The sequence below is a fragment of the Morganella sp. GD04133 genome (assembly GCF_029835375.1).
GTDB classification, from domain to species: Bacteria; Pseudomonadota; Gammaproteobacteria; order Enterobacterales; family Enterobacteriaceae; genus Morganella; species Morganella morganii_B.
Genome location: NZ_JAODZS010000014.1, coordinates 1 through 13,868 on the forward strand (window position 1 = coordinate 1; position 13,868 = coordinate 13,868).

Consider the following 13,868-nt stretch of genomic DNA (forward strand, 5'->3'; position numbering starts at 1 on the left):
AATAGCGCCTTTTTTATAAAACGATCAGCGGCGAGAATTATTTTTTCTCGTCGTGGATACCTTCATCAGAACGGCAGTCACCATCCGCACAATGGCCGTACAGGTACAGGCTGTGGTTGGTGAGTTTGATACCGTGGCGTTCCGCGATATTTTTCTGACGTGATTCAATGGATTCATCACTGAACTCAATCACTTTACCGCAATCCAGGCAGATCAGGTGATCGTGGTGCTGCTGCTGGGTCAGTTCAAAAACGGATTTGCCGCCTTCAAAGTTATGACGGGTGACAATACCGGCGTCATCAAACTGGTTCAGAACGCGGTAGACAGTGGCAAGCCCAATCTCTTCACCGATATCGATCAGTTTTTTGTAGAGATCTTCCGCACTGACGTGGTGGCACTCCGGATCCTGCAACACTTCCAGAATCTTCAGGCGGGGAAGTGTGACTTTCAGTCCTGCATTTTTCAATGCTTTATTGTTATCGGTCATGCGGATTTAGTCCTATATTGTCGCTGGTGAGCATATGCTAAGGAAAACGCTCAACGGCTGAACACAATGCCCGGCTATCAAAAAGTGTCAGGTGCGATTCGCCTGACCGATACCGGACCGGATAATAATATCATTACATAAATAAGCAGAATTATCATTCGCAATTTAAGGGAAAACCTTAAATTGCCAGAATCTCATCGAGACTCATTTCTTCGCGGATCTGCTCAACCCATTTTGCCACGCGCTCGTTAGTCAGCTCCGGCTGGCGATCTTCATCAATGGCCAGACCAATAAAGTGACTGTCATCCGCCAGGCCTTTTGATTCTTCAAAGTGGTAGCCTTCCGTCGGCCAGTGACCCACAATGGTTGCACCGCGCGGTTCAATGATGTCACGGATGGTGCCCATGGCGTCACAGAAATACTCCGCGTAATCCTCCTGGTCACCACAACCGAAGATAGCCACAATTTTACCGTTAAAATCAATTTCTTCCAGCGTCGGGAAGAAATCATCCCAGTCACACTGTGCTTCGCCGTAATACCAGGTCGGGATACCCAGCAGTAAGAAATCAAACCCTTCGATGTCCTCTTTGCTGCACTTGGCAACATCCCGGACCTCAGCCACGTCATCGCCGAGTAATTTCTGAATCATTTTAGCGATATTTTCTGTGTTACCGGTGTCACTACCGAAAAATATACCTGCGATTGCCATAAATAAGCCTCTCAACCGAAAATCTCTGTGCCTGCAAAAGGACGCCGCAGCGACAACAAGCAGAAATTATAACTATTTCATCTTCATAAATACTATTCTGACGAAAACAGTATTTGAAGTCTGTCAAATTTGTGTGGTGTGTCGTCTCACAATTTGGTGCATAAATCTGAACGCTGAAGGTAATCAAGCAGAATTTGCTCGATAAGTTCGCCCCGGTTCACGTTTTCTTCGTATGCCAGCTGATTCAGGGCATCGACAATATCCGCATTCAGTTTGAGCTCAACGCGGCGTAATCCGTTAACTTTGTCACGCCGCAGCTGATTGCGTTTGTTAATCCGCAACTGCTCATCACGGGAGAGCGGGTTTGTTTTCGGGCGTCCGGGCCGGCGTTCGTCAGCGAACAAATCCAGCGTGGTACGATCCGTTTGTTCTTTGGCCATAATTTTACTACGAAAAGGCGGATTACAATGATAAACGCGCAATGATACACCGCCATCCCGCTTACCGCCACCGCTTCACGGTCTGTTGCTGCGGATTTTGTGACGATTGATTAACATCGCACCGCACGGCGGCAGTGTTACTGCGGATTACAAGTCGGATTGATGCTTTCTCTTTTGTAATTATCATTATGAATATATTAGAAAAAAGAGAGGTTTCATATCAGGATAACAGAGTATTTTTGAGGGCAGGTATTCCGTAGTATGTATTTTCAGCAAGGGAACAACAGAGGACGCGCACATGGATCGTATCTCAAAACCGGCGGTGTTATCGCAGATGTCGCACAGAAAGCACGATACCGGCAGTAAAATAAAGCAGATACTGGTGGTACTTATTCGTCAGCTTCAGTATCTGTGTCTGATTTTATCCGGTTGCTGCCTGCTGGATATCTGTTTTGATTTGCCGGGGCAGGATGTCAGACACCAGGTTCGTGCGGTCGTGGCCTGGTGGCAGGAGAGTGACACTGACAACCGGATACTGAGCTTTCGTCAGTAAATGATGCCACCGTGACGGCGGCACTGCTGTCAGGCTTTATCCAGGAAGCGGCTGATGGCGCGTAAAACGGCCTCCGGTTTTTCAGCGTGTACCCAGTGACCGCATCCGGCTATCACATGCGCGGTTGCCTGCGGGAACTGCGCCATAATCGTGTCGCGGTATTCCGGTTTCACATACGATGAATTCCCCCCCGGGATAAGCAGCAGCGGAACCTGTTGTGGCGGCAGGGTTTCCCAGCCGATGATGGACTCATACTGTGCTTTGATAACCGGCAGGTTGAATTTCCATTCTCCCTGCTTAAAGGATTTCAGCAAAAACGGAATGACACCGTCCTCACGGATACGCTGAGCCATGATTGTGGTGGCTTCCGTGCGGGTAGAGACACCGGCGGCGGTAACGTCTTCCAGTGCCGCGATAATCTCATCATGACGGCGCACACCGTAAGCGACCGGTGCCATATCAATAACAACCAGTTTTTCAGTCACGTCCGGGGCCAGTGCAGCCAGCGCCATGGCGATTTTTCCGCCCATAGAGTGGCCAATCACAATGACTTTCCCGAAATGCAGGGAGCGGATAAGGTCGAGCACATCCTGCGCCATTTCCCGGTACGTCATGGTTTGTGCGCGTGGTGAATCGCCGTGGTTACGGACATCAATCTGTACCACGGTATGCGTTTTCCGCAGTTCACGGCCGAGCACCCCGAGATTATGCAGATCCCCGAACAAACCGTGGATCAGAACAATGGGTGTGGTGTGATGTGATATTTCAGGCGTGAATATTTCATGATGAAGTAATGCAGGTAATTTCATAGTAATAACCGATCCGCAGAGCAAAACAGGTGGTTATGATGACACGGCAGCCTCCGGAAACCAACATGTTAAGTAAATGTTTCTTTGACTGATTGTGTGTCCGGAAACGATAACTTACTGATTTGTTTTTTAAATGCCGGATGGGGAAAACTGCGGTGATTTTTAGTTTAAGTTATTGAAATTTTACTTGTTTTGTTTTGCGATTTTCTATCTTATAATAAGGTGTTCCGCGTTAACGAATAAAAGAACCGGGTAGAAATGAAAACAATCGATGTAGATGAAGAACTTTACAGTTATATTGCCAGCCACACACAGCACATTGGTGAAAGCGCATCGGTAATTTTACGCCGTATGCTGAATTTAGGGCCACAGACGCCGGGTGCCACCTGCGCGCCTGCTGCAACTGACCGCGCTGAGAATAAAACCCCGCCGGTCACCCCGCGCCCGGTAAAAACCGTTTCTCAGGATCCGGTCAGGGTCATGCGCGAACTGCTGTTATCTGACAGTTATGCAGAGAAAAAGAAAACCATCGACCGTTTTATGCTGGTGTTATCCGCACTGTATAATATTGATCCGCAAGGGTTCAGCAAAAGCACTGATGAGCTCCATGGCCGCACCCGCGTCTATTTTGCCGGTGATGAGCACACGCTGCTGGCCAGCGGTAAGACCTGCAAGCCGCGCCACATTCCGGGCACGCCGTTCTGGGTTATCACCAACACCAATACTCAGCGCAAGCAGAGCATGGTAGAACAGATTATGCAGGGAATGGGCTTCCCGGCAAACACTGTCGAGAAAGTCTGCAATACCCTGTAAGGGGTATTTATCTGCCGGTGACGGCGTAATCAGGGGAGAATGACACAGTGGCTCATACGCACCCGCGGGCTGGCCAGCCTGCGCAACAATCCGATTTAATCAATGTGGCGCAGCTAACCTCTCAGTATTATACCCTTGCACCTGATGCGGCGGATCCGGCACAGCAGGTCAGATTCGGGACTTCCGGCCACCGCGGCAGTGCGGCGCGCGGCAGTTTCAATGAAGCACATATTCTGGCGGTCACTCAGGCAATCGCTGAAATCCGTCAGCAGCAGGGCATTACCGGGCCGTGCTATGTGGGCAAAGATACTCACGCACTGTCTGAAGCGGCGTTTCAGACGGTGTTATCCGTACTGGCAGCAAATGGTGTCCGCGTTATTATTCAGGAAAACAATGGCTTCACCCCGACACCGGCGGTGTCTCATGCCATTCTGACTTACAACCGCGACCATACTGATAAAGCGGACGGCATTGTTATCACCCCGTCGCACAACCCGCCGGAAGATGGCGGCATCAAATATAATCCGCCGACCGGCGGCCCGGCAGATACTGACCTCACCTCTGTGATCGAAAAGCGTGCCAATGTGCTGCTGGCCGGTAATATGGCGCAGGTGAAACAGATGCCGGTGTGTGATGCCCTGTGCAGCCCGCTGGTTACTGCGGTGAACCTGATTGAGCCGTATGTCAGCTCGCTCAGTGAGGTGATCAACATGGATGCTATCCGTAACGCGAAACTCAAAATCGGTGTGGATCCGCTGGGCGGTGCCGGGATTGAGTACTGGAAACGCATCCGTGATTTTTATGATCTGGATATTGAGCTGGTCAATGAGCAGGTGGATCAGACATTCCGCTTTATGCCGCTGGATCACGACGGGGTTATCCGTATGGATTGCTCCTCAAAATGGGCCATGGCAGGGCTGCTCAGCATGCGTGATCGCTTCTCACTGGCCTTCGCCAATGACCCGGATTACGACCGTCACGGGATTGTGACGCCGAAAGGGCTGATGAATCCGAACCATTATCTGGCGGTGGCGATTAACTATTTATTTCAGCACCGTCCGGAGTGGCCGGCTTCTGTCGGTGTCGGCAAAACCCTGGTGTCCAGCGCAATGATTGACCGCGTGGTCGCTGATTTACAGCGTGATCTGGTGGAAGTGCCGGTCGGGTTCAAGTGGTTTGTGGACGGGCTGTATAACGGTACGCTGGGCTTCGGCGGTGAAGAGAGCGCGGGGGCTTCTTTCCTGCGCTTTGACGGTACACCGTGGTCAACCGATAAAGACGGTATTATCCTTTGCCTGCTGGCCGCCGAGCTGACCGCTGTGACCGGCAAAAACCCGCAGCAGCATTATGATGATCTGGCGGAAAAATTCGGTTCGCCGTGCTACAGCCGGATCCAGGCAGCAGCCAGTCACGCGGAAAAGTCCCGGTTGTCGAAGCTGTCTCCGGAAATGGTGACCGCTGATACCCTGGCCGGTGATCCGATCACCGCCCGCCTGACAGCCGCGCCGGGTAACGGCGCGTCGATCGGCGGCCTGAAAATCATGAGTGAGCAGGGGTGGTTTGCCGCGCGTCCTTCCGGTACGGAAGATGCCTATAAAATCTATTGTGAAAGTTTCCGGGGTCCGGAACATCTGGCACAGATAGAAAAAGAAGCGATTGAAATAGTTAACCAGGTGATTGCGGACTGACGCATTCCCCCGGAAAAGCAGCGCGGAGCGGATCTTTCCCTCCGCGTTTTTTTGCCTGCTTTATCCCAGTGCAACCATTAGCGCACCGAGCGTGATCAGTGCAACGCCGCCTGCGGCAATCAGAGATATTTTTTCACCGAACAGGATCACAGCCAAAATGACGGCAAAGACCACACTCAGTTTATCAATCGGGGCAACCTGTGAAACCTGCCCGTTTTTTATCGCCATAAAATAGAACAGCCAGGAAAGCGCACCGGCAATTCCGCTCAGAGCAATAAAGAACAACGCTTTGCGGTTTTCGATTATCTCACTGATTAAATTCAGTTTTCCCTGAACGATAACAACGCCGACTAAAAATAACGCCATAATGACGGCGCGGATTGCGGTTGCGGTATTGGCATCCAGATGCTGTAACCCCATTTTCCCGAAGACTGCAACCATGGCGGCACTGATAGCAGACAGCAGGGCATAAACCAGCCAGGCACTCATAATAAATAATTCCCATTATCAATTAGTGGTGTGAATATCATAAGGCATTTTCATTACTGTATTAGCCTAATTTTAAACTATAAAAATGTTATCAAAATGATAAAAAATAACAATTTTGTAATTTAATTACGGGAAAGAGGCATTTCGTGCGTATCATACCGGGGATAAGTGGTCAGATGAGTGGTAAAGTTTCACCAAACGGGCTAATATGAAAGCGAAATACATTCGGTGATTATTGCCATTTTGCGATAATCCGTTATTAAGGAGGGTCTCAATGTCAACATTTCAGGCATATCCGTTGCATAAGGTTCTCTTGCGCCGTACCGGTGCAGTATCTTTAGGTATCCTGGCGTTCCCGTTTATGCTGTTCTACCGGGATCGCGCCCGCTTCTGGAGCTATCTGTACCGCGTGTGGTCCAAGACAAGTGACAAACCGGTCTGGCTGGCACGTTCAGAAAATGCGGTAAGCAGCACTCAGCAGCACTGATACCGGCATCCGGAAAGCAAAAGAGACGCCCGGCGATGTTATCGCGGGGCGTTTTTTTATGCCTGCAAATTGCTATTGGCGGGCAGGGAAGGTATGGTAAATCTATCCGCACGGACAGGAAAAATGTATGAATCATATTGAATTAGAACAGATTATTAATGAAAAGCTGGCAGTACAGGAATTTCAGGATTATGCCCCGAACGGTTTACAAGTTGAAGGGCGTAAACAGGTTCAGCGCGTGGTGACCGGCGTGACCGCCTGTCAGGCATTGCTGGATGAAGCGGTGAGACTGAATGCCGATGCAGTTCTGGTACATCACGGCTATTTCTGGAAAAACGAGCCGGTCAGTATCCGGGGCATGAAGCAGCGCCGAATCAAAACACTGCTGTGTAACGATATGAATTTATACGGTTATCACCTGCCGCTGGATGCGCATCCGGAGCTGGGTAATAACGCGAAACTGGCGCAACTGATGGGGGTCACGGTCACCGGGCAGGTTGATTCGCTGCTTCCGTACGGCGAGTTCGCGCAGCCGGTCAGCGGTGAGGAACTGGCGCAGCGTTTACAGCAGGGGCTGGATCGGGAAATTCTGCATTGCGGGGATAATGCGCCTGCTCAGATTAAAAAGCTGGGCTGGTGTACCGGCGGCGGCCAGAGTTTTATTCAGGCCGCCGCAGATGCGGGGCTTGATGGTTTTGTGACCGGCGAGGTGTCAGAGCAGACAATTCATATCGCCCGTGAATGCGGGATGCACTTCTTTGCTGCCGGTCACCATGCCACCGAGCGCGGCGGGATCCGTGCTCTGGGTGAATGGTTGCAGAAAACACACGGACTGGATGTCATTTTTGTGGATATCCCGAATCCTGCATAATCAGTAACATAAAAAGCCGGTCAGAAGACCGGCTTTTTATTGCGTTGTTTATGTACGTTGTACAGCCTTGCGCGGTGTGCAGAGCAGTGTCCCCGCAGCACAGATACACAGTGACATACCGAGATTCTGACTCAGCCCGGCCAGTGCCAGTCCGCCGCCAATCAGCAGGTAATACATCAGACCGAGCAGCGCACCGGCAGTGCCGAGGCGGTCACGGTAATCCTGTAACACACCGGCAAGAATATTCGGAATGGCGAGCCCGTAACAAATCACGATACCTGTCACCGGCAGCACAAACAAAATCGATCCGGACAACAGCCAGACCGCAGCAGCGCTGACCATACCGATGATGGCAGCAAGGCGGATCAGTGAATGGTTGTGCCATCCGCGTTTAAGCAGGGCACGGTTGATCACAGAGCCGGCGGCCACACCAAGTGCGAGCAGTAATCCGCTGTAACCGAATTCCTGTTGTGTGAAACCCAGCCTGCTGAAATAAAACGGTGCTAACTGGTAGTAACTGAACAGGCTGATATTCAGAAAGGCAATCAGCAGCACGTTGCGCAGAATAAAGCGGTCACACAGCATACGACCGGCTGTTTCCGGCAGTGAAACGGACGCGATATGTGCCGGACGTGTTTCCGGTAACCGGAGTGCTGTCCATGCCAGCAGCGTCACCGCCAGTACGGCAAGTCCGGTAAAGACGCCCTGATAACCGGCAAAAGCGGTCAGTACCGCGCCGCTGAACATCCCCAGTGCCGGACTGACAGCCAGTGCTATTCCCATGACAGAAAACACTTTTGCCAGCTCATCACCACGGTAACAGTCGCGCATGATGGTTTGCGTGCCGACTGAGCCGACCGCCGCCCCGAAAGCAGACAGCATCCGCAGGATCAGTAACACACTGAAATCCTGCGTGATAACCGCACCACAGGAGGCGGCAGCGTAAAGTATCAGACCGCTCAGCATGGTGCGTCTGCGTCCGGCAATATCACATAAACGTCCCCAGGTGACCACACCGAGTGCGAAGGCGAAAAAGTACAGGGACAGTGTCTGCCCTGCCTGTGCCGCACTGACGCTGAATCCCTGCGCGATATCCGTCAGCGCCGGGCTGTAGATGGTTTCCGCTATCTGCGGGAACATCATCAGGGCAACGGCAAGTGTTAATGCGGGTTTTTGTATTGTCATTTTGTCCCCCTTTTTTGTAACTGAAATGAACGGGACGCAGATTAGCAAAAGGCGGGATGTCTTATTATAATAATAGGGACATTCTGTTTATCAAAAGGGACAATATGGCGTGGCTGAAGCAAAGTGATGCATTTGATGCGGACAGCTATTCCGCACCACTGATTGGCATTGCCGCAGATATGGCGGCACAGCATGATTCCGGTTTTCACCGCCATCAGCGCGGACAATTGCTGTTTACCGAGCGGGGGGCGATTCAGATCACCCTGACGGACACTCTCTCCGTTCTGCCGCCGACACGGGTGGCGTGGATCCCGCCGCAGATGCTGCACCGCGCGCAGATGTTTGAGGCTGTCGGCTACCGCTCGCTGTATCCGGATGCCCGGCTCAGCGCCCGTCTGCCGCCAACCTGTGAAATTTTCGGCGTATCACCGCTGCTGCGCGGGATCTTGTTTCTCTTTGCCGGACTGCCGTTTGACAGTGACTGGACACAACCCCGCTTACAGCATCTGCTGCCGGTGTTTCTGGATGAGCTGGCGCTGGCCGGACGGGAAAATATGCAATTACCGCTGCCGTCTGACCGGCGGCTGAAAAACCTGGATACGCGGATATTGCCGCCGCCGCTCAATGAACTGGCGTCCTGCTGTGGTGCCGGGGAGAAGACGATCACCCGGATTTTCCGGCGGGAAACTGGGATGAGCTATCAGCAGTGGCGGCAGCAGTGGCGATTAATAAAATCTGTTGAACTTTTGGCGAAAAAATACCGCAACAGCGATATTGCACAGGCGCTCGGATTTGCCAGTGACAGCGCGTTTGTCTCTTTCTTCCGTAAGATGACCGGAAAAACACCCGGTGAATATATGGGTAAATGAATAGCCGGGAGTTAAAAATGCATAAAAAAACCCTCGGCAGAGGGTTTTATAAGGATTGATACGGTATTGTTACGATGAACAGCGTTTGGTGACTTTGGTTTCAAACGGGCGCTCAGTGTAACCGGTATAAAGCTGACGCGGACGGGCAATTTTGAGGCCGTCGTCGTGCATTTCGCTCCAGTGGGCGATCCAGCCGATAGTGCGGCCGATAGCAAAGATCACCGTAAACATATTTGACGGAATACCCAGTGCTTTCAGGATGATACCGGAGTAGAAATCCACGTTCGGGTAGAGTTTCTTCTCGATAAAGTATGGGTCGTTCAGCGCGATACGCTCCAGCTCCATCGCCACTTCCAGCAGGCTGTCATTCAGACCCAGTTCGTTGAGCACTTCGTGACAGGTTTCACGCATCACTTTGGCACGCGGGTCATGGTTTTTGTACACGCGGTGACCAAATCCCATCAGGCGGAAAGAGTCGTTTTTATCTTTCGCACGTTCAATAAAGGCCGGGATGTGATCGACGGTCTGGATCTCTTCCAGCATACGCAGGCAGGCTTCGTTCGCGCCGCCGTGAGCAGGTCCCCACAGGGAGGCAATACCGGCTGCGATACAGGCGAACGGGTTGGCACCGGAAGAACCGGCGGTCCGGACAGTGGAAGTAGAGGCATTTTGTTCGTGGTCTGCGTGCAGGATCAGGATTCTGTCCATGGCACGTTCCAGCACCGGATTGACCACATACTCTTCACACGGGGTGGCAAACATCATACGCAGGAAGTTAGCGGCGTAGGAAAGATTGTTCTTCGGATAGACAAACGGCTGCCCGACAGAATATTTGTAACACATTGCCGCGACAGTCGGCATTTTGGAGAGCAGACGGTAGGCCGCAATTTCGCGGTGGCGCGGATTATTCACATCCAGCGAATCATGGTAGAACGCCGCCAGCGCGCCGGTTACGCCGCAGAGCACGGCCATTGGGTGAGAATCACGGCGGAACCCGTTGAATAAGCGGGTGATCTGCTCGTGGATCATGGTGTGGCGTTTAACGGTTTCTTTAAATTCGTCATACTCTTTCTGGTCAGGTGCTTCGCCGTACAGCAGGATATAGCACACTTCCAGATAATCAGATTTCATCGCCAGCTCTTCTATCGGGAAGCCGCGATGTAACAGGATACCTTGATCACCGTCGATATACGTGATTTTTGATTCACAGGACGCAGTGGAGGTGAAGCCGGGGTCAAAGGTATAGTAGCCTTTCCCGCCGAGCGTCCGGACATCAACCACGGGCTGGCCGAGAGTCGGGCTCAGGATATCCAGATCAGTAACCCTGACGCCGTTTAGTGTCAGCTCCGCCTTTGTATTAGACATGTAGGTCTCCTTAGCGCATTTATTATTTGTTTTGCAATCTTTTGTGATAACCACTGATGCGTTACCTGAATGGATACCGTACCTGGTATTACGTTATCCGGTACGGCGCATGATGGGTTATCAGATTGTTAATGAAACTTTGTGTTGCGATAAAAGTTATGTTGTACAGCAAGATATTGTGCATTTTTTGCAAGTTACACTTTTGCATAAGTTTGCACTTACGGGAAGTCTTTCTTGCCGGTAATTGTCGTTTTAATTTTTGTATTTAACCATACTTTGTGACCCAAATGTTGTAAAAATGTCACAAGTAATAATAATGGGCGTTTTTATTGTGTGAACCGTGATCTTATTCACTGTTCTGGCTAAATCTGACCAAACATTTTGTATGGGAATTGTAATCATATTGTGAAGTCCATATACTGCCCCAAGGTCTCCGGAATTCCCTGAAGCAGGAGCACCCAGCGTAACTGAATCATTACTTTTGTAAAACAATACGGATGTGGATTTTACTTAAGGATTGTTCTTATTACCCCAGCGCTGTCTGATTTCCGCCCGGGTCCGGAGGAAGGAAAAATAATAAAGAGCTGTGTGGGCAAAATTGTGAAAAAACAACGACCTGTCAATTTAGACTTGCAGACGATCCACTTTCCGATCCCTGCAATCGCTTCAATTTTACACCGTGTCTCAGGCGTCATTACCTTTATTGCTGTAGCGATTCTGCTGTGGCTGTTAGGGTTGTCGCTGTCCTCGCCGGAAGGGTTTGCGCAGGCTGCTGATATCATGAGCGGTTTCTTCGCGAAGTTTATCCTCTGGGGCATCCTCACTGCATTGGCTTACCACATCTGCGGTGGTATTCGTCACATGTTAATGGATTTCGGGTTTGTTGATGAAACGCTGGCTGCCGGTATTTCATCCGCGAAGATTTCCATGGTTCTGACTGTGATTTTAGCCGTGTTGGCGGGGGTTCTGGTATGGTGAAAAATTCAAAAATCAGTGCGACCACGCTCGGCCGTAACGGGATACAGGATTGGTTAATTCTGCGTGCCAGCGCCATTGTGATTACACTTTATGTACTCTACCTCATCGGTTTTGTAGCTTTTACCTCCGACATCACTTATGACGTCTGGTACCGCTTCTTTACCGCATCATTCACTCAGGTGTTCACCACCCTGACACTGATCGCCGTTCTCGCCCATGCCTGGGTCGGGTTATGGCAGGTACTGACGGATTACGTCAAGTGCCTGAGCCTGCGCCTGCTGCTGCAATTTATTGTCATTATTGTACTGGCGGCTTATGTCATTTACGGTTCAATCATTGTGTGGGGTGTCTAAATGAGCTTACCTGTCAGAGAGTTTGATGCAGTTGTTATCGGTGCAGGCGGCGCAGGTATGCGCGCGGCACTTCAGATTTCTCAGTCCGGCCTGTCCTGCGCCCTGTTATCCAAAGTATTCCCGACCCGCTCTCATACCGTATCCGCCCAGGGCGGTATCACGGTGGCGCTGGGGAATACCCATCCGGATAACTGGGAATGGCACATGTACGACACCGTAAAAGGGTCGGATTACATCGGTGACCAGGACGCTATCGAATACATGTGTAAAACCGGCCCGGAAGCGGTGCTGGAACTGGAGCACATGGGGTTACCGTTCTCCCGTCTGGACGACGGCAGTATTTATCAGCGTCCGTTCGGCGGACAATCCAAAGATTTCGGGGGCGAGCAGGCAGCCCGTACTGCCGCTGCGGCTGACCGTACCGGTCACGCACTGCTGCATACGCTGTATCAGCAGAACCTGAAAAATCACACCACGATTTTCTCCGAATGGTATGCCCTCGATCTGGTGAAAAACCAGGACGGCGCCATTATGGGGACCACCGCTATCTGTATCGAAACCGGTGAAGTGGTCTATTTCAAAGCCAAAGCCACGATTCTGGCGACCGGTGGTGCAGGGCGTATCTATCAGTCCACCACCAACGCCCATATCAACACCGGTGATGGTGTCGGTATGGCGGTCCGTGCCGGTATTCCGCTGCAGGATATGGAAATGTGGCAGTTCCACCCGACCGGGATTGCCGGTGCCGGGGTGCTGGTCACTGAAGGCTGCCGTGGTGAGGGCGGTTATCTGCTCAATAAAGACGGTGAGCGCTTTATGGAGCGCTATGCACCGAACGCCAAAGATCTTGCCGGGCGTGACGTGGTTGCCCGTTCCATTATGATCGAAATCCGCGAAGGGCGGGGTTGTGACGGTCCGTGGGGACCGCATGCCAAACTGAAACTCGACCATCTGGGCAAAGAGGTGCTGGAATCCCGTCTGCCGGGTATTCTGGAACTGTCACGGACATTCGCCCACGTCGATCCGGTCAAAGAACCGATTCCGGTTATCCCGACCTGCCACTATATGATGGGCGGCATCCCGACCAAAGTCACCGGTCAGGTTGTGACCATGAATGAGCAGGGTGAGGATGTGCTGGTGCCGGGTCTGTTCGCGGTCGGTGAAATTGCCTGTGTTTCTGTTCACGGCGCAAACCGCCTCGGCGGTAACTCACTGCTTGACCTGGTGGTCTTCGGCCGTTCAGCCGGTCTGCATCTGAAAGAATCCATTCTGGAGCAGGGCGCAATGCGTGATGCCGGTGAATCGGATGTTGATGCGGCGCTGGCGCGTCTGAACCGCTGGAACAACACCCGCAGCGGTGAGGATCCGGTTGCTATCCGCAAGGCCCTGCAATCCTGCATGCAGCACAACTTCTCGGTATTCCGCGAAGGGGATGCAATGGCCAAGGGACTGGAAGAGCTGAAAGCCATTAAAGAGCGCCTGCAGTACGCGCGTCTGGATGACACCTCATCAGAATTCAACACCCAGCGCATTGAGTGTCTGGAGCTGGATAACCTGATGGAAACGGCGTATTCCACTGCAATGGCCGCTAACTTCCGTACTGAAAGCCGTGGTGCGCACAGCCGTTTTGACTATCCGGATCGTGATGATGCGAACTGGCTGTGTCATTCCCTGTACCTGCCGCAATCTGAAACCATGACACGTCGTGCGGTGAACATGCAGCCGAAGCTGCGTGATCCCTTCCCGCCGAAGATTCGTACTTACTGATGTGT

Annotated in this window: 16 protein-coding genes; 9 read left to right on the forward strand and 7 right to left on the reverse strand. The window is 51.7% G+C overall.

Annotated elements, in window-relative coordinates:
* Positions 1-37: 37 nt before the first annotated feature.
* From fur to ybfE, 3 genes are all read right to left on the reverse strand, one after another.
* Positions 38-487, reverse strand: coding sequence for a ferric iron uptake transcriptional regulator (gene fur, locus N7387_RS08320; protein ID WP_127377165.1), 450 nt, complete (start codon positions 485-487; stop codon positions 38-40).
* Positions 488-665: 178 nt separating this feature from the next.
* Positions 666-1,196: a flavodoxin FldA gene (gene fldA, locus N7387_RS08325; protein WP_004235625.1), complete on the reverse strand. Its 531-nt coding sequence runs from the start codon at positions 1,194-1,196 to the stop codon at positions 666-668.
* Positions 1,197-1,342: 146 nt separating this feature from the next.
* Complete coding sequence (ybfE, locus tag N7387_RS08330; RefSeq protein ID WP_004235627.1) at positions 1,343-1,636, reverse strand: LexA regulated protein; 294 nt, start codon at positions 1,634-1,636, stop codon at positions 1,343-1,345.
* Positions 1,637-1,934: 298 nt separating this feature from the next.
* On the opposite strand from ybfE, the gene N7387_RS08335 reads away from it, so the two are divergent.
* Positions 1,935-2,189 carry a hypothetical protein gene (locus N7387_RS08335; RefSeq protein ID WP_279798165.1) on the forward strand — a complete coding sequence of 85 codons (255 nt, stop codon included), beginning with the start codon at positions 1,935-1,937 and terminating at the stop codon, positions 2,187-2,189.
* A 29-nt stretch (positions 2,190-2,218) separates the two neighbouring features.
* On the opposite strand, the gene N7387_RS08340 is transcribed toward N7387_RS08335, so the two are convergent.
* Positions 2,219-2,998 (reverse strand): alpha/beta fold hydrolase, encoded by a 780-nt coding sequence (locus tag N7387_RS08340; protein ID WP_279798166.1) that lies wholly within the window; start codon positions 2,996-2,998, stop codon positions 2,219-2,221.
* Positions 2,999-3,256: 258 nt separating this feature from the next.
* On the opposite strand from N7387_RS08340, the gene seqA reads away from it, so the two are divergent.
* Complete coding sequence (seqA, locus tag N7387_RS08345) at positions 3,257-3,811, forward strand: replication initiation negative regulator SeqA (RefSeq protein WP_279798167.1); 555 nt, start codon at positions 3,257-3,259, stop codon at positions 3,809-3,811.
* Between the two features lie 47 nt (positions 3,812-3,858).
* Entirely contained in the window at positions 3,859-5,499 is a 1,641-nt protein-coding gene (gene pgm / locus N7387_RS08350) for a phosphoglucomutase (alpha-D-glucose-1,6-bisphosphate-dependent) (protein WP_262861071.1), read from the forward strand.
* A 60-nt stretch (positions 5,500-5,559) separates the two neighbouring features.
* Here the strand turns inward: pgm and N7387_RS08355 are convergent, their stop codons facing one another.
* Positions 5,560-5,988, reverse strand: coding sequence for an EamA family transporter (locus N7387_RS08355; RefSeq protein ID WP_279798168.1), 429 nt, complete (start codon positions 5,986-5,988; stop codon positions 5,560-5,562).
* A gap of 274 nt (positions 5,989-6,262) precedes the next feature.
* Between N7387_RS08355 and N7387_RS08360 the strand changes: the two genes are divergently transcribed.
* The gene (locus tag N7387_RS08360) at positions 6,263-6,475 is read left to right on the forward strand and encodes a YbfA family protein (RefSeq protein ID WP_024474161.1); all 213 of its coding nucleotides are present in this window, start codon (positions 6,263-6,265) and stop codon (positions 6,473-6,475) included.
* 127 nt (positions 6,476-6,602) lie between these two features.
* Positions 6,603-7,346: a type 2 GTP cyclohydrolase I gene (locus tag N7387_RS08365; protein ID WP_279798169.1), complete on the forward strand. Its 744-nt coding sequence runs from the start codon at positions 6,603-6,605 to the stop codon at positions 7,344-7,346.
* Positions 7,347-7,394: 48 nt separating this feature from the next.
* Here the strand turns inward: N7387_RS08365 and N7387_RS08370 are convergent, their stop codons facing one another.
* Complete coding sequence (locus tag N7387_RS08370; protein ID WP_279798171.1) at positions 7,395-8,531, reverse strand: multidrug effflux MFS transporter; 1,137 nt, start codon at positions 8,529-8,531, stop codon at positions 7,395-7,397.
* 104 nt (positions 8,532-8,635) lie between these two features.
* Between N7387_RS08370 and N7387_RS08375 the strand changes: the two genes are divergently transcribed.
* A complete protein-coding gene (locus N7387_RS08375; RefSeq protein ID WP_279798172.1) occupies positions 8,636-9,400 on the forward strand; it encodes a helix-turn-helix transcriptional regulator in 765 nt (254 codons plus the stop codon).
* Between the two features lie 69 nt (positions 9,401-9,469).
* Here the strand turns inward: N7387_RS08375 and N7387_RS08380 are convergent, their stop codons facing one another.
* Positions 9,470-10,765 carry a citrate synthase gene (locus tag N7387_RS08380; RefSeq protein ID WP_025153458.1) on the reverse strand — a complete coding sequence of 432 codons (1,296 nt, stop codon included), beginning with the start codon at positions 10,763-10,765 and terminating at the stop codon, positions 9,470-9,472.
* A 588-nt stretch (positions 10,766-11,353) separates the two neighbouring features.
* Here N7387_RS08380 and sdhC point away from each other — a divergent pair.
* The 3 genes from sdhC to sdhA are packed head-to-tail and all read left to right on the forward strand — an operon-like array spanning position 11,354 to position 13,863.
* Complete coding sequence (sdhC, locus tag N7387_RS08385; RefSeq protein WP_015422545.1) at positions 11,354-11,743, forward strand: succinate dehydrogenase cytochrome b556 subunit; 390 nt, start codon at positions 11,354-11,356, stop codon at positions 11,741-11,743.
* The gene (gene sdhD, locus N7387_RS08390) at positions 11,737-12,096 is read left to right on the forward strand and encodes a succinate dehydrogenase, hydrophobic membrane anchor protein (RefSeq protein WP_262861076.1); all 360 of its coding nucleotides are present in this window, start codon (positions 11,737-11,739) and stop codon (positions 12,094-12,096) included. Before sdhC ends, sdhD begins: the two co-directional genes overlap by 7 nt.
* Positions 12,097-13,863 carry a succinate dehydrogenase flavoprotein subunit gene (sdhA, locus tag N7387_RS08395; RefSeq protein WP_025153455.1) on the forward strand — a complete coding sequence of 589 codons (1,767 nt, stop codon included), beginning with the start codon at positions 12,097-12,099 and terminating at the stop codon, positions 13,861-13,863.
* Positions 13,864-13,868 lie beyond the last annotated feature (5 nt).